General features: G+C 55.2%; 15 protein-coding genes. 8 read left to right on the top strand and 7 right to left on the bottom strand.

Annotated features, from left to right (window positions below):
- Positions 1-6 precede the first annotated feature (6 nt).
- Complete coding sequence (gene menD / locus KJ970_12950; GenBank protein MBU2691822.1) at positions 7-1,872, top strand: 2-succinyl-5-enolpyruvyl-6-hydroxy-3-cyclohexene-1-carboxylic-acid synthase; 1,866 nt, start codon at positions 7-9, stop codon at positions 1,870-1,872.
- 24 nt (positions 1,873-1,896) lie between these two features.
- On the opposite strand, the gene KJ970_12945 is transcribed toward menD, so the two are convergent.
- Positions 1,897-3,072, bottom strand: coding sequence for a mandelate racemase/muconate lactonizing enzyme family protein (locus KJ970_12945; protein MBU2691821.1), 1,176 nt, complete (start codon positions 3,070-3,072; stop codon positions 1,897-1,899).
- A 68-nt stretch (positions 3,073-3,140) separates the two neighbouring features.
- Here KJ970_12945 and KJ970_12940 point away from each other — a divergent pair, with 68 nt between their 5' ends.
- The 3 genes from KJ970_12940 to menA are packed head-to-tail and all read left to right on the top strand — an operon-like array spanning position 3,141 to position 6,141.
- On the top strand, positions 3,141-4,373 hold the full coding sequence (locus tag KJ970_12940; GenBank protein MBU2691820.1) for a CoA transferase: 1,233 nt from the start codon (positions 3,141-3,143) through the stop codon (positions 4,371-4,373).
- Positions 4,370-5,170 (top strand): 1,4-dihydroxy-2-naphthoyl-CoA synthase, encoded by an 801-nt coding sequence (menB, locus tag KJ970_12935; protein ID MBU2691819.1) that lies wholly within the window; start codon positions 4,370-4,372, stop codon positions 5,168-5,170. Before KJ970_12940 ends, menB begins: the two co-directional genes overlap by 4 nt.
- 47 nt (positions 5,171-5,217) lie before the next feature.
- Entirely contained in the window at positions 5,218-6,141 is a 924-nt protein-coding gene (menA, locus tag KJ970_12930) for a 1,4-dihydroxy-2-naphthoate octaprenyltransferase (GenBank protein ID MBU2691818.1), read from the top strand.
- 82 nt (positions 6,142-6,223) lie between these two features.
- On the opposite strand, the gene KJ970_12925 is transcribed toward menA, so the two are convergent.
- A complete protein-coding gene (locus KJ970_12925; protein ID MBU2691817.1) occupies positions 6,224-6,610 on the bottom strand; it encodes a cupin domain-containing protein in 387 nt (128 codons plus the stop codon).
- Between the two features lie 734 nt (positions 6,611-7,344).
- Here KJ970_12925 and KJ970_12920 point away from each other — a divergent pair.
- From KJ970_12920 to KJ970_12905, 4 genes are all read left to right on the top strand, one after another.
- Complete coding sequence (locus tag KJ970_12920) at positions 7,345-7,773, top strand: hypothetical protein (protein MBU2691816.1); 429 nt, start codon at positions 7,345-7,347, stop codon at positions 7,771-7,773.
- Between the two features lie 13 nt (positions 7,774-7,786).
- Positions 7,787-9,958, top strand: coding sequence for a SpoIIE family protein phosphatase (locus KJ970_12915; protein MBU2691815.1), 2,172 nt, complete (start codon positions 7,787-7,789; stop codon positions 9,956-9,958).
- Entirely contained in the window at positions 9,948-10,298 is a 351-nt protein-coding gene (locus KJ970_12910) for an STAS domain-containing protein (protein MBU2691814.1), read from the top strand. The genes KJ970_12915 and KJ970_12910 overlap by 11 nt, the downstream gene beginning before the upstream one ends.
- 397 nt (positions 10,299-10,695) lie before the next feature.
- Complete coding sequence (locus KJ970_12905; protein ID MBU2691813.1) at positions 10,696-10,869, top strand: hypothetical protein; 174 nt, start codon at positions 10,696-10,698, stop codon at positions 10,867-10,869.
- Positions 10,870-11,053: 184 nt separating this feature from the next.
- Here KJ970_12905 and KJ970_12900 read toward each other — a convergent pair whose 3' ends face one another.
- The 5 genes from KJ970_12900 to KJ970_12880 form a co-directional block, all read right to left on the bottom strand.
- Positions 11,054-11,308, bottom strand: a complete 255-nt coding sequence (locus KJ970_12900; GenBank protein ID MBU2691812.1) for a hypothetical protein — start codon at positions 11,306-11,308, stop codon at positions 11,054-11,056.
- Positions 11,309-11,326: 18 nt separating this feature from the next.
- Positions 11,327-12,835, bottom strand: a complete 1,509-nt coding sequence (locus tag KJ970_12895; protein MBU2691811.1) for an HNH endonuclease — start codon at positions 12,833-12,835, stop codon at positions 11,327-11,329.
- A 29-nt stretch (positions 12,836-12,864) separates the two neighbouring features.
- Positions 12,865-13,062, bottom strand: a complete 198-nt coding sequence (locus tag KJ970_12890) for a hypothetical protein (protein MBU2691810.1) — start codon at positions 13,060-13,062, stop codon at positions 12,865-12,867.
- Between the two features lie 149 nt (positions 13,063-13,211).
- A complete protein-coding gene (locus tag KJ970_12885) occupies positions 13,212-13,964 on the bottom strand; it encodes a molybdenum cofactor guanylyltransferase (GenBank protein ID MBU2691809.1) in 753 nt (250 codons plus the stop codon).
- A 14-nt stretch (positions 13,965-13,978) separates the two neighbouring features.
- Positions 13,979-15,202 carry a 2,3-bisphosphoglycerate-independent phosphoglycerate mutase gene (locus tag KJ970_12880; GenBank protein ID MBU2691808.1) on the bottom strand — a complete coding sequence of 408 codons (1,224 nt, stop codon included), beginning with the start codon at positions 15,200-15,202 and terminating at the stop codon, positions 13,979-13,981.
- Positions 15,203-15,213 lie beyond the last annotated feature (11 nt).

The following is a 15,213-nucleotide window of genomic DNA, read 5'->3' as shown; positions in this document are numbered from 1 at the left end:
ATAAAGATGCCGACGAATCGTAGCGGGACATGGGCCGGTGTGTTGGTGGAGGAATTGGCAAATGCCGGATTAGAACATCTTTGCGCGGGCCCCGGTTCGCGATCCACCCCGCTGATTCTCGCTTTTAACAAACAACCGGGAATTCGTCTTTGGACCCATCTCGATGAGCGTTCGATGGGCTACTTTGCGCTGGGCATGGCCAAAATTCTGCGCAAACCGGTTGCCTTGCTCTGTACCTCCGGCACCGCGGCGGCGAATTTCTATCCCGCCGTCGCCGAGGCGTTCGCCGCGCGCATCCCGCTGCTGGTTTTGACAGCGGACCGCCCTCCCGAACTTGTCGATTGGGGCGCTCCGCAGACCATGAACCAGACCGGGCTTTATGGCTCATTTGTTAAAGTTTCCGTGACTCTTCCCAAACCGGAGATAAGTGTGGAATCGATCCGCTATCTGCGGGCTATCGCCTGCCGGGCCATGGCGTCGGCGGGTGCGGCGCCGGCGGGGCCGGTCCACTTGAATATTCCGCTGGTTGAGCCGCTGGTCGAGCCGCTGGTTGCATCGCCGGTTGAGCCGCTGGTTGCATCGCTGGTTGAGCCGCTGGTCGATCCATTGGTTGAGCCGCTGGTGTCCATCGTTGATCCACCGGCTTCGCCGGCCGGCAGTGGCGGGTGGTTTTCCCGTGGGGGGCGGGATGTGGATCGCGCCTACACCCAAGTCCCGGTGGTGGAGGCGCGAATTGATAAAGACAGCTTGCGGCGCTTGGCCGATGATTTGTTAAAGGAGGCGAAGGGGTTGATCATCGCGGGGCCGATGGCGGGTTCCGACGCCACCCTCGGGATCGCAGCGCTGGCCCGGAGGCTCGGCTATCCCATTCTGGCCGATCCCTTATCACAGCTGCGATGCGGGCCGCATGATAAATCGCTTATAGTTGACAGCTACGATTTTATTTTGCGCAGTGACGTTGTGAGGTGTGAGGCCGAGCCCAAGATTATCTTGAGATTCGGCGCCCTGCCCTCTTCAAAGCCGATGCATCTATTTTTGCAGCATCATACGAATGCCCGGCAGATTCTGGTCGATCCCGGTTCCTGGCGCGATCCCCATCATCTTTTATGGGATCTTATCTCCGTGGATGAATCAGTCTTTTGCCGGGAGCTGGTGGATCGGCTCCCCGATGGCGGGCGGCGGAGCGGCTGGGCGGATAGATGGATGCGTCTGGCGGCTGAAAGCCGCGGGATGGTGAGTGAACATGTTTCCGAGAGATCTGCGCTCTTCGAGGGTAGGGTGTTTCAGGAGCTGAAAGAGCTTCTGCCCGGCGGTTCGACCCTTTTTGCCGGGAACAGCATGCCGATACGGGATCTTGACGACTTCTTCCCAAAATGTGATCGGGAGATTCGTTTGTTGGGAAACCGCGGTCTGAACGGAATCGATGGGGTGGTTTCGACGGCGCTGGGGACGGCGGCTGTCGCACCGGGAAAGCCGGTTGTCGCTGTCCTGGGAGATATCTCGTTCTATCACGATCTCAATGGACTTCTTGCGGCGACACGGCATGGACTCCATGTTGTCTTTATCGTGGTGAACAATAATGGCGGCGGCATCTTCTCATTCCTGCCACAGGCCGGCGACCCGCAAACCCTGGACCCGCTTTTCGCCATGCCGCACGGTTTAACTTTTCAGGATGCGGCGCGGCTCTACGGATTACAGTATCGACTCGTTGAGTCATGGACAGAATTCCGAATCCGCCTTTCGGATGAATTGCAGAGTGCCCGCTCATCAATCATTGAGATCCCCGGAGACCGGGAGATCAATAGATCCCTGCATGAAGAGATCTGGGCGGAGGGGATAACGGCGGCTTCGGAGGTCTGGGCGAAGGGATGACGGCGGACGCGCCGTCGCTGAATCTTACTCGGTGACCTCGCCCTTCGGAGGAACAGCATAGCGTTCCAGCGCTTCCGGATTGACCGCCGCCCCGATTCCCGGTCCCTGCGGGAGAGTGAGACAGCCGTTTTCCACGATAAGCGGCGCCTCCAGGAGATCGTGTTCCAGCAGCGAGGCTGTCGCCAAACCGCAGGCGGGCGCATTGAGCGGCAGGAATTTTGTAAGATGCGCGGCGGCCAGAATGCCGATCCCGCTTTCAAGGGAGGATGTGATCACGACGGTTCGGTTCCGCTTGGTCAGGGCGCTGGTGAGAAAAACAGCATGATGGAAGCCGAGCCGGGCCGCTTTCACAATAAAAATGTCGGCGGCATCAATCTCGATGAGCTTCTTCACGGCGGGCCAGGAGACGACGGCTTCATCGGCCGCGATCGGCACGGCCGACCGGCGCCGCACCTCGGCCAATCCCTTCGGGTCCTCTGGTGAAACAGGTTGTTCAATGTACTCGATCCCAAAAGGTTTGAAGCGCTTGAGCACCGCTACCGCCTCATCCGGCGTCCAAAGGCCGTTGGCATCCAGACGAATTGTGGCATTCGATCCGGCCAGTTCCCTCACGGCCCGCAGTGTCTCCAGCTCTTCGCTGAGAGGGCGGCGTCCCACTTTTATCTTGAATGAAGTCATTCCCTGCGATCGCGCCAGCTCGATTTCGGTTGCGAGCTCTTCATACCCGGATGTGGTGATCAGGGCATTGGTCCGGATCGGCGTTTCCGCGGATCGCTGGATTCTCTCAGGGTGCTTCGGTTCGAGAAAGGCCCAGCCCATGGCCCGTGAGACAAGATCCAACATGGCGGTTTCAAGGCCGAAACCGGCGGCGCGCGCCGGCGGCGAGGATTTCTGGGGAGGAAAGAGCTTTGCCGAGAGCATTCCGATCCGGATGAAGACGAGGGACCGCGGATATTCGCCGACCAGTTCCCGCCCCAACAACGCGGCGGCGCTCTCTTTAATAATCTTGGCGATCTCTTCCAACTGGGTCGGTGATCCGGCGCCGATGGGTGAGGCTTCGCCGATGCCGGTGCTCCCATCATCCGCCGTGATTCGGATAAGAAGACCATGCCGGTGCGACGCCCTTAGCGCGCCATGGGCAACCGGGCTCCACAAAAACGGCACACGGTATCCCCGCCACGCTACCCTGTTAATTTTCATGAATGACTCCTCCACCTCTACAAGGCACTATGACTCAGGATGGAACCGATCTTCAAGCGGGGGGGGAAATGAATTCTCAGGATGCATCTAAGAGCGGCCCGCCGCTGGCCGGGCTGCTGGTTCTGGATCTGAGTCAAATCCTCTCAGGTCCCTACTGCACAATGCTTCTCGCAGATCTCGGCGCTGAGGTGATCAAAATCGAACCTCCGGGAGGCGACCGGGCGCGCGATATCGGTCCGATGGCCGGCCCGGATAGTTCCTATTTCATCAGTGTCAACCGCGGTAAAAAATCAGTCGTCATCGATCTCCAGACCATTGAGGGACGCGAGCTTTTTCTGCGGATGGTCGATCACGCCGACGGGTTGGTTGAAAACTTCCGCCCGGGTGTTCTGGATCGCTTGGGATTGGGGCACGAGGTTCTTCTCAGCAGGAATCCACGCTTGATCTATGCATCGATCACGGGGTTCGGACATACCGGCCCCTATGCACAAAAACCGGCTTTCGATATTATTGTACAAGCACTCGGCGGCATCATGAGCGTCACCGGCGAACCCGGTGGGCCGCCACTTCGCCCGGGCGTATCGCAGGGAGACAGTGTCGCGGGAATGTTCGCCGCCATCGCGATTTTGGCGGCATTGCAGCATAGAGAACGCACAAGTCTCGGCCAGTGGATCGATATGTCGATGTTGGACGGGCAGGTGACACTGATGGAGAATGCTTTTGCCCGTTTCTTCGCCACGGGCGACGTGCCGGGGCCGCTGGGATCCCGTCATCCGGCCTTGACGCCGTTTCAGGCCTTCCCGACAGCGGATGGATTTATCGTCGTCGCCCTGCTGCATGACAACCCCGAGATCTGGCGGCGTTTTGTGGAACTTATGGATTGCGCCGAATTGTCCGCGGATCCCCGGTTCTGCGACGGCCGGTATCGAACAGAGAACTATGCGGCCCTGGCGCCGATGTTGACGGAGGCCTTCAAGCAGCGTTCGACGGGGGAATGGTTGATCCGCCTTTCCAGAGCTGATATCTCCTGCGCGCCGGTGCAGAATGTCGCCGAGGCGGCGGAGGATCCCCAGGTGCGGGAACGTGAAATGTTAAAGGATATCCCTCGTGGTGACGGCGGGAAACTGACGGTTGCGAATACGCCCTTTCGCTTTCAGACGGCCCGGACAGGGCCTCAGGGGCCGGCGCCGGGTTTGGGCGAGCATACCGACGGGGTTCTAAGGGATCTTTTAAAGTTAAGTCCGGCTGAATTAATGAAGCTGCGAACAATAGGCGTGACTTCAGTACGGAGGAAAGAATGAATTTCGAGTTTAATGATATCATTTATGAACACAAGGATGGGGTCGCTTTTGTCCGCATCAACCGGCCTGAGGTTCTCAATGCGTTCCGTCCGCAGACACTGGATGAGATCATCATGACGCTCGAAGATGCCTGGGCGAATACGACGATCGGTGTGGTGGTTCTGACCGGTGTCGAAGGCAACTTCTGTGTCGGCGGTGATGTGAAAGCGCGCGGCAAGGGGGGGTATATCGATGGGTCCGGGACACCGCGACTGCAGGTAACTCGTGTGCATCGCTTGCTGCGGGAGATCCCCAAACCGGTCATCGCGATGGTTGACGGCTACGCCATCGGCGGCGGGCACGTTCTCCATGTTCTGTGCGACCTGACGATCGCCTCCGACCGGGCTCGCTTCGGACAGATCGGCCCGCGTTTCGGAAGCTTTGACGGGGGGTTCGGCGCGATCTATCTGGCGCGGATCGTTGGAGAGAAGAAGGCGCGGGAGATCTGGTATCTCTGCCGGCAATACACCGCGGAAGAGGCGCGGGAGATGGGGCTGGTCAATAAGGTTGTACCGGCGGAGGCACTGGAAAACGAGGTGATGGCTTGGTCAAAAGAACTCCTGGCCAAGAGTCCGATGGCGCTGCGCTTCTTGAAACATGCCTTTAATGCCGATACAGATCATGTCTATGGGATTCAGAACCTGGCGCATGGTGCGACGGCGCTTTATTACGATACCGATGAATGCCGGGAGGGAACAGAAGCCTTTCTTGAGAAACGGGATCCCAATTATGATTCCTTCCGGCGTCATCCCTGGTAAACAATTCTTTTGCGGCATGCTAAATTCAAAGGACGCTGGCGGTGACCATGTCGAATGTACCGAAAACTTCACTTTGGGGGCCGGGTATCGGATCACTCTCCGTCTGGTGGCAAGCGGGGAGGCCCTTTACGCTGCCCGCCTCCATCGTACCGATCCTGATCGGCGCGGCTTTGGCTTATCGGGAGGGAGAGCTGATCTGGGTTCGTTTTATCCTCGCTCTGATCGCTTCTCTCCTTGTACAAATTGGCGTGAATCTCGTCGATGAATACAGCGATCACGGCCGGCCGGCCGGTGCTTTGAAGCATCCGGCGCCCTACAAAGTGATTTTCAGGAGAGAGCTTACCGCACGCGCCGTCCGGATGGGAGCGATTATTGTTTTGGCAGCCGCCACACTCATAGGTGTCTATCTAATTGCCGTGACACATTGGTTACTGCTCCCGATCTGCCTGGCTTCACTGGCTGCAGCCTATTTCTACGCCGGCGGGCCGAAGCCGCTGGGGCATCGTGGTTTCGGCATTCCACTGGTCTTTGTATTTATGGGCATCGTAATGGTGACAGCCGGGTATTACATTCACAGCGAACGATGGACATTGGATGCGCTGTGGGCTTCATTGCCTGTCGCCTGCTTTGTGACGGCGATCCTCGTTGTGAATGATCTGCGCGACCTCGATGAAGATCGCGCTGAGGGCAAAATGACGCCGGTGACCTGGTGGGGGCGGTCCTTTGGGAGGGGTCTTTGGCTTGTGCTGGTTGTGTCGGGTTATCTCGTTGTCTGCGGGAGAGCCCTGCTGGATCCGGCGATGAGAGGATTGTTGCTCGTGCTATTGTCTCTTCCGATTCTTTTTGTGGCGGCACGGCCGGTTTTTCACGGGAAGGAGCGGGAAACGTTAGCGCGTGGATTACGGATGACATCACTGGTGCATTTTGTCTTTGGTTTGCTGTTCGCGATTGGATTGATCATCGGGAGATGAGCAGCTTCTAGATTGCCCAAACCGGACGTGATGCGTCGGTTCGGGCAATTCTGAAGCCTATGCATCCGGCTCGATCAGCCGTCTAACCGTTGATCATGCCGAGAATATGGTCGATAACCTGCGTGTGCTCTTTCTGAGGACTGAATAGGACAATATCGGCCTCTTCATCCGCCTTCACAGTATGCCCCGGGGGCCAGTAGAACAGGTCTTTCTCACGAACCGTTTCCTGCTCACCGTTCGTGTATGTCGTCGTCAGCGCGCCCTTGATGACGTAGCCCCAATGCGGGCATTGACAGAGATCGCCTTCCAGTCCATGAAGCAAGGGCGTGATATCCGTCCCGGCTCCAAAGGAAAAGTACTCGCCGCTGATTTTTCCATACCCGGAGGAATCACCGAATCCTGTTTTCTGCCGGGCGATAGCGCCGGGGACTTCGATCTTGACGGGTACATCATCTCTTGCTATCCGCATTTTCATGCCTCCTATTCCAGGTTTAACTTATGAGATCGAATAAAAAGGCCAACGGAGGACTTTATCAGCAAGAAGCCGATATGTCAAGCCGCCCCTGCCATCAAGCTCAATGGGCTGTACAGGTCGGCAATGGAGTTTTGAATCCTGGCAGCGGGCATCTGGCAGCGGGCATTGGGCATCTGGCAGCGGGCATTGGGCATCTGGCAGCGGGCATTGGGATACATATTAGGTACGCCTTGCCTGCGGAAGACATCGGATGAATGAAATTAATATATTGAACAATCAGATGAGGAGGATCTACCGAAGAGCGGACCGGGTTCGCGAAATTATGATGAGGGCTTAAAATAAACCAAGGTGCTTTCGCATTATTTCAACCACGGTTCTCTGATGTTTTTTCTGCGAAGATTGATGACATCAAAACCATCGATCCACAAATAACCGGACTTTTGATGAAATTGATTCCCTCCGACACGGAGAGTCGAATGCCGGTGACTCAAAAATGAAAACCGTGCAACCTATTGCAAATATGCACGTTGCGGGTGCTTCTCTTTTCAACGAGAAGAGCCCTGCAAATCCTCAAAATCTCATCACAAATCCCCGATATTTCTTGTGGGGATTAATGTTAGGGGAGGCGACCCCGACCCGCCATTTTTGCTGGCATTTCCTCGATGAAGTTTTTCAGTCAGACTAATGACCCCGGTTTTGTGGAGTGATGACGTCATATTATGAACGTGGTGATAAGGACAGCTTTCATCTGCCTCCTTCTGGCCGCCTTCCCCCAATATGCCTTGGGTGAGTTCGCCTATTGTACGGCCATGGATTTGGAACATTGCCATAAAGAGGGCAACGAGCGGGCACGCCGATCTGAGACCATGCTGCGGCGGACCGAGCTTGCGATCCCATCTCATGTTGACGAGCTGCTGGTGGAGGTTGAGCGTCGCTGCGTGGAGGTTGAGCGCCGCTGCGGGGAGATTGAGCGCCGCTGCGGGGAGATTGAGCGCCGCTGCGGGGAGATTGAGCGCCGCCGGGTGGAGGATCTCTATCGCCAAGGTATCGAGGCGATGAAAGCCGGCCGTTCGCAGAACGCTCTGCACTCCTGGGAGCTAGCGCACGCACCGCAACAGCTCAGTCGCACCAGAGAAATTCTGGGCGGTGGGCGATAGGGATTAAGAGACTATGGCAATATCGAACGAAAATGGTCTGGCAAAACAGACATGGGCGTCCTTTAATCCGTCACCTCCCCAAAAGAAGCCGGCCTTCAGCATTCGATTTATTGTCACAGCCGCGGCGATCGGTATCACTATGGCGGCTGTCTTGATTGTTGGAACGGTCCAGGAGCGGAATTCGCGAAAGGCACTCGTCGCCGAAGTTGAAACCCGCCTAATGCTGGAAGCGCGCAACCTGGCGATGACCGGGGCCGGTGCTCTTCTTCGCGACTATCCTGAGCTGACGCTGCATCCTTTAATAAAGGAGATGCAAACCAAGCAACCCGAGCTGGCTCTGGTGCTGGTTATTGATCATGAAGGTAAGGTACAAGGTCATGCTGATTCCCGTGAATTGGGGCAAAAGACAAAGGCTCTGGAAGGGCTGAAGCCGGAGACGGCACAGCTGGAATTGGGAGATGGGGAGGCGATGCTGGGTAATTCTGAAAACCTGGTTGCCTCGGCGCCGGTGCTGCACCCCAGCGGACAGGTTATTGGGACCGCCGTCGTCGGTCTTCAACGTAACTATATTAACCAGGTTATCAACGCGGGCCGCCGCCAGCAGCTTATTGCACTTTCTATCGTTCTGATCCTTGGCGTGATGGTGGCCCTGATTCTGATGACAAGTCTCCTCCGGCCGGTCGGAAAACTGCGGGCCGGTTTGGAGCGGATCGGACAGGGAGATCTTAACAAACCGATTCGGCTGCGTGATCGGACGGAGCTGGGAATGCTGGCCGATACGGTGAATGATATGGCCGCCAAGCTCAAGAAGGCCCAATCGGAAATGGTGGAAAAGGAGCGTTTTGCGCACGAATTGGAATTGGCCAGGGAAATTCAAGCCTCACTGCTTCCTAAATCCAGGATAGTGGCCAAGAGCTTCTTCATTGACGGTGCGCATCGTGCAGCGTCAGAGGTTGGCGGCGATTATTACGACATTTTCGAATTGGCCAATGGGAAAATCGGTGTGGCGATTGCCGATGTTGCGGGCAAAGGCCTGGCCGGCTGTCTGGCGATGTCGATGCTTTCAGCCTTGCTCCGTGCTTTCCGGGATCAATTTGAATCACCGAAGGAACTCCTTATAAAACTTGATGAACGCCTTGGTGAAAATCTGAGCTCGGGAAGCTTTGTGACAATGTACTACGGGATATTGGATCCTGAAACCGGAAGGCTGGTCTCCGCATCCGCCGGTCATTCACCCACTATCGTCTATCATCGATCCACCGGGCAAGTTGAACAAAGAATGATGAAAGGGATTCCCCTCGGAGCTGTTCGGGGCGGCGCCATCCGGTCCACTTTAAATGATGAAGAGATTATCCTGGAACCGGGCGATATGCTGCTCCAATACACGGACGGCGTGAATGAAGCCTTTGGTTCCGCGAGTGAGGAGCAGTTTGGGTTTGAAAGAATGGAGATTGTTTTCAAGGAATGCGCCCCGCGGGGATGTGTGCGTGTCATTGAGGATTTTCGTCAGGTGCTGGATGAATGGCGGGCGGGCAGCGCGCGTTCAGATGATGAAACATTTCTTGTGGTGAGCCGTGAGATTTGCGTTCCGGTGGAAGCGACCGGGCGGGATGATGCGGAAGCTCTTCCGGCGCATCATTGGGAGGCTCGGCGCTGGCTTGAAACGGCGAAAGAGCACGGGATCCATCTCCGCCTGCCCGCAAATCTTGATCAACTGGATAATCTGACAGATTGGCTGATCGAGCGTCCCGAATTCCGGGAGATGGAGGAAAGCCATATGCATCTCCTCTCTTCGGGGATGTATGAGGTCTGCGCCAATGTCATGGAACATGGCTATAAGCTTGATCCAGAACGGGAATTTGATCTCTGGTGGCTCCCGGAATCCTCGGCCCATCAGATTTTCACCATGGTTTCCATCGATGAAAACCGGCAGGGGATCAATCCCACCGGCTACTTTCTACTCCTCGATCAAGGTGTGCCGTTCTCGGCTGATAACTGGGTCGCGACTGATTTTTGGGATCCAGAGGTCTGGCGCCGGCTACGCGGGTTCGGTCTCGACATTATTCACAAGGTGATGTCCCGCGTCGTCTATCGTCCTGCGACACCGGAAGGGAATGTCACTCTTCTGGCATTCGATATCTCGAAACTGGATCAAGAACAGAGGGAGCTACCTCATGGGTTTTGATTTTGAAGTCAATGAAGTCGGTGCGCCCGGTGCGATGATTTTAAGAATTCAGGGGAACCTTGACAGCAAAAGCACCCCTGTTTTTCTTCGACACTGTCATCAGGTAAAGGCTGCTGGTAGAAACCTCGTGTTGAACTTGTCAGATGTGCAGTTCATCGCATCCAGCGGGATTGGAGGCCTGTTGGCTCTTCGGGAGGATTTTGAGGAAGCTGGTCTCGGAGTTCGTTATGCCGCTCTATCTTCAGCAGTGGAATCCGTGATCAATCTTCTAAACCTTGGGGCGTTTCTTGGGATCGACCCCACCGAAGATGAAGCGCTTTCATCCCTGGCGGCGCAATGACGGATCCGGCAAGAAAGAGATCTCAGGAAATCGATGGCTCCGCAACAGGTCTAGTGGATTCTAAACGTTAAACAGCCCGGCTTCATCACAGGCTTCTTTCATTAATGGAGTTGAGCCAGGAACTCGCCGTCTCGCCCGATCCCTTTAAGATTGCCGATCTTGTGTTTTTCAATCTCATGGGGGAGATGGGAACATCAAAAGCCTCCCTTTGGATTGTTTCAGTTGAAAGCGAGCGCCGGCTGATTCATTTGCGAAGATATGGGATTCGAAAACAATCGGTGAAATTGACTGGAAAATTATTTGAATCCCAAAAATCCTGGAAATTGATTGAATCGCAAAAGACCTGGAAATTGTTTGTCATCAAACGGAACCTGTTCTTACCGAGAATTTACCGGCCATGGTTGATGCCGAGGGTCTCAACCTGATCACCGAGGCGAAAATAGGTCTCTTCGGCCCCATCCGTATCCGGGAATGGTCGCTGGGATGTTTGGTGTCGCGCTTGAGAATGCAAGCCTATACAATAATGAATTGGAGAAGCATAGGCATTCGCGCCATGCGAATGAGAGTCTGAAGGAACTCGACCATCTGAAATCCGACTTTATCTGAAATATGCATCATGAGTTGAGAACACCCCTGACAATGATTATGGCGTACCTCGATGATGTTATCACGGAGGAGAAAGCCGCCGGCCGCCGGAAGGAGTTCCTGGAGATCATCATGGGGAAACGGTCAAATTCGATAGGCCGTTGGAAAATTTAATGGATTTCTCGGCTTTGGCGGAGGACGGTTTCGAGATCCGCCGGGAGAATGGGAACATCACGGAAATGATGCGACGGTTCAACATGGCGTGAGGTCGGCGGGATGGGGATAGGGCTCGCTCTGGCCAAGAGATTAGCCGATTCGATGAGTGCAAGCTCGCTGTCCGCAGCGCCGTCGGCAAGGGATCGATCTTCACGCTGCTCGTACCGGCCTGCTGCTGAACATCTATTATCCGCGACCGAATGGTTCATCGTACTCTGTACCCAGGATCAAGAAAGCAGATGTGGGTCTAGATTCTTTTCATGCCACAGCTGGTGACAACTTGAACATAAGGTGACAAGGTTTCCGGGATTATTCGATCCGCCATCCTTGCGAGGTTTTCGGTGATGCACTTCCAGAAAGCGTGTATTCCGGCATCCCGGCGCCTGACATTTATGTTTGTCTCGATTGAGTACCGTCCGACGGACGGTTGGTGAAATCGTTGATCGATTCCTCTGTCCTTGTTGCTCGATGATCGCATCGCAAGCAGCTGCTTCTGCAACTGAGGGGTTCAGTTTCTTCATTCCCCGATTCGTCTGGAGGATTGCCTGCTGACACGTATCGCATTTGTAAATCACTATCTTGTAAGGAGTTGCAGAGTCTCGCCGGCGAGACTTTTTGGATTCTGCGGGTGCCCTGTCGTCCTGATTGTTTCGAGTTTCGTTCCTTTGTTCATCGCCTTTCATCGAAACCCCATCACTGATGGCCACGCCAGCATTGGGAGTCGGATCAGAGAGCGGCTCACGTATCGGATCAGAGAGCGGCTCACGTATCGGATCGGAGAGCGGCTCATGTATCGGATCAGAGAGCGGCTCACGTATCGGATCGGAGAGCGGCTCATGTATCGGATCCAGGAACTGCTCAAGTGAATGCAAGAGAATCTCCTCGCGGCTGATTCCTGGCTCGACGAGTCGTGATTTATGAATTTTCTCAATTAATGTTTCATATCGCGCCAGCTGGATGGGAGTGAAACGAAACTCAACGGAAACCGGCGCGTCGTCGACCAGCTCTGGATCATCATTTAAGATGATCTCCATATAATTGTCTGGGGCTACAAGTTTACGATCGCTGGCGGGAAGATTACCCTTATCCGTTGGACATTTCTGATCGGTGGGGTGGGCCGAAAGCTCCCCCTGCCTCGGATGGGCGCGACGCTTTAATGCCGATCTTCGGCGAGCGAGATCGACTCTCTTTTCGAGTGTTCTGCGATTTGAGTTTTTTGCCACATCAATCCAGCGCTCTTCGGTGGCCGGGCTCGCAACCTTTGCGACCTCTTGGGCCTTGGTCCAACCGATTTCATTTTTTGCGATGGCTGCTCGTAGTTGAGGAAGACGTTCGAGATCATCGGCCAAGCGCAAGAAGTGGAATATCTTGCTGCGCGAAAAGCCCAGCGACTCAGCGGCATATTGATGAATAGATGAGTAACCCAGGTCGCGATAGAGCTTCCGCTGATTCATTTCCGAGAACCACAAGACAGCTGATTGCTCGGCCCGATGAAGGGTGGTCAAGGCCTGGTGCAATTCACGATCGACCTGTTGGGCGGGGAGATTTGAGGTGAAGGGATCGGCAAGGGTGCGGATTGGTATATGGGTTGGTGTTTGGGCATGGGATGGTGTTTGGGCATGGGTTGGTGTTTGGGCATGGGTTGGTGTTTGGGCTTGGGTTGGTGTTTGGGCATGGTCTGGGGATTGCATCGTTATTGTGGATTTTACCTTAGATTGGGGGCGACGGGTCGTCATGCAAGACCTCCGGGGACCTGGCTGGGAGTTTAGGTGAATGTATTTGTAATATCGAACATATGTTCGTTTAAGTCAAGTGGAAAGATCGAAGAATTTGAAGAAAATTGCATTGCAGGTGGCTGCGCATTGCGGGTGGCTGCGCATTGCAGGTGGCTGCGCATTGCAGATGGCTGCGCATTGCGGGTGGCTGCGCATTGCAGGTAGCTCGCATTGCCGATGGAATGCATTCTTAAGGATTTTGAATTGAGGATTATTGTTTGCTGCCGTTTTGGAGTGTCGAAAATTCAACACTCATGCCGGATAGGCCCAAACCCCGCATGTGTTGGATTCCATTTCTCAAGGGTAGATTTGTCGAGATCAGGGTGGCGTTGAACTCTTATCCCTCGATGCAATCCCGGACCCGTTCCAAATCCTCGGGCGTGTTCACATTAATAAAGAAATTTGGATCCAGTTCTTTGCCGCTTGCATCATGAGTCACATCAAGGCAATCGATCGCCGCCAGGAATCCCAGCATGCCGTAGACCCCGCGCTCCAATCGATTCTGTATCATCGGAAGAGTCGATCGATGATAGACGGCGCAGAGCGGATGCTGGAGACCGCCGGCCAGCGGAACCGCGGCATCGTGATCGCCGATCGAATCAATGAGATGTCTTAAGACATCGGATCTAATGCAGGGGATATCGCAGGCGATGACTAAAATGAGATCACGATCGGGGGCGCCGGGGGCGTCAGGGGTGTCAGCGGCGTCAGAATCGTCAGAATCATCAGAATCGTCAGGGGCGTTGGAGGCGCCAGAAGCGTCAGATGTGTTTGAAATGTTAGAGGCGTTTGTGGCGGCAGCGGAATCCGCGATGGCCGCCGCATGCAGAAAGGCTGTTTCCAGTCCGCAGAGCGGGCCATACCCCGGCCGCGCATCGGGGATCTGGGGCAGCCCGAGAAACGCGAGGCCGTCCGTTTCGCCGACCAAAGTGAGTGATGAGACCACAGGTTTTACCGCGTGAATAACATGCTCGATGCAGGTCCGGCAACCAATCCGGATTTGGGCTTTCGGCTCGCCCATCCGGCGGCTCTTGCCGCCCACAAAGATCATTCCCGGGACGGAACTTTTGTTTATCTCCAATGATGGCATGGATCTTCGCTGTTTTATGCCCCGAATTTCTCAAACTTGAGCGCGTTGGCCATGAGAAGCGGCATGATGTCGACATGCTTCATCCCATTCAATGATCCCTCGGCGATGGAGCGCTCATCGAACCTTTGGACATTGTCGGGCCGGCAATAAGGCGACCAGACAACAAACGGCACCGGATGCCAGCTGTGGGATTTCAGCAAACAAGGCGTCGAGTGGTCACCCGTCACCGCGATGACATCGGGATTTAGTTTTTTGAACTCGGGGAAAAGGGTGTCACCATGCTGCAAGACATCCACCTTGCCGTTAAAGTCGCCGTCCTCGCCCATGCTATCCGTCTTCTTAATGTGAAAGAAGAAGAAATCGTATTTATCCCAGTTCGCTTTCAATGTCTCCAGCTCTGATTCGAGCGTTGAGCCGGCGTTCAAGACATCCATCCCGACCAATTTTGACAAACCCTTATACATTGGGTACGTGGCGATACACACCGGCTTAAGTTTGAAAATGTGCTGGAAGGAGGGGATCTGGAGATGATCGTCGAAGCCGCGCAACAGAACCATGTTCGCGGGCTCCATTCCCTTCAGTCTCGACCTGGCTTCAGCGATGAACCGAGTGACCAGATTCGCCGTGTGCGCGGCCTCTTTTATTTGCGTCGCCGGTGGATTCAGAGGTTTGACGTCGAGGGGCGGCACGCCGGTGGTCTGTGGATCGGAATCCGAGAGCTTGCCGCACAGGCCGGCCCCGCGGAAAATCGCCGCCGCTCGATAGTCCATTTCAGGTTGAACAAATATCTCGACGCCCGGAAGCTTGATTTCCGAAAGAATCTTGCAACGCTTGGCGCCTTCCTCCGTTGCGATACGACCGGCCCGCCGGTCGGTGATGAGGCCGTCGCTATTCATCGTGCAAAAATTAATCCGGGCCGCAACATCGCCCGGCTGCAAGTCGAAACCGATTCCAAGGGCCGAAAGAACACCCCTCCCAATAATGTAATCCAAGGGTTCGTAGCCGAACAGCCCCAGGTGCGCCGGACCGGAACCGGGGGTGATTCCCGCGGATATAGGGGTGGAAAGACCGCAGGCCCCTTCCGCCACCAGGTCATCAAGATTGGGGGTCTTGGCGGCCTCGAGCTCGGACATTCCCATCGCGGGGGTCGGGTGGCCTCCCAATCCGTCAAATACGACCAAGAGAATTTTGGAATCTGTTTTCTTGGCTAATGAACGGTACAGATCAAAGGGATTCATCTATGCCTCCA

The sequence above is a fragment of the Candidatus Eisenbacteria bacterium genome (assembly GCA_018831195.1).
Lineage (GTDB): Bacteria > Eisenbacteria > RBG-16-71-46 > CAIMUX01 > JAHJDP01 > JAHJDP01.
This window is presented reverse-complemented; position numbering and strand designations above follow the sequence as displayed.

Bases quoted from the DNA above. Each gene is read 5' to 3' on its own strand.
- KJ970_12910 (MBU2691814.1), top strand. From the start codon at position 9,948: ATGGGTTTTGATTTTGAAGTCAATGAAGTCGGTGCGCCCGGTGCGATG.
- KJ970_12915 (MBU2691815.1), top strand. From the start codon at position 7,787: ATGGCAATATCGAACGAAAATGGTCTGGCAAAACAGACATGGGCGTCC.
- KJ970_12940 (MBU2691820.1), top strand. From the start codon at position 3,141: ATGAATTCTCAGGATGCATCTAAGAGCGGCCCGCCGCTGGCCGGGCTG.
- menA (MBU2691818.1), top strand. From the start codon at position 5,218: ATGTCGAATGTACCGAAAACTTCACTTTGGGGGCCGGGTATCGGATCA.
- KJ970_12885 (MBU2691809.1), bottom strand. From the start codon at position 13,964: ATGCCATCATTGGAGATAAACAAAAGTTCCGTCCCGGGAATGATCTTT.
- KJ970_12880 (MBU2691808.1), bottom strand. From the start codon at position 15,202: ATGAATCCCTTTGATCTGTACCGTTCATTAGCCAAGAAAACAGATTCC.
- KJ970_12905 (MBU2691813.1), top strand. From the start codon at position 10,696: ATGGTTGATGCCGAGGGTCTCAACCTGATCACCGAGGCGAAAATAGGT.
- KJ970_12945 (MBU2691821.1), bottom strand. From the start codon at position 3,072: ATGAAAATTAACAGGGTAGCGTGGCGGGGATACCGTGTGCCGTTTTTG.
- KJ970_12890 (MBU2691810.1), bottom strand. From the start codon at position 13,062: ATGCATTCCATCGGCAATGCGAGCTACCTGCAATGCGCAGCCACCCGC.
- KJ970_12900 (MBU2691812.1), bottom strand. From the start codon at position 11,308: ATGAACCATTCGGTCGCGGATAATAGATGTTCAGCAGCAGGCCGGTAC.
- KJ970_12925 (MBU2691817.1), bottom strand. From the start codon at position 6,610: ATGCGGATAGCAAGAGATGATGTACCCGTCAAGATCGAAGTCCCCGGC.
- KJ970_12895 (MBU2691811.1), bottom strand. From the start codon at position 12,835: ATGACGACCCGTCGCCCCCAATCTAAGGTAAAATCCACAATAACGATG.
- menD (MBU2691822.1), top strand. From the start codon at position 7: ATGCCGACGAATCGTAGCGGGACATGGGCCGGTGTGTTGGTGGAGGAA.
- menB (MBU2691819.1), top strand. From the start codon at position 4,370: ATGAATTTCGAGTTTAATGATATCATTTATGAACACAAGGATGGGGTC.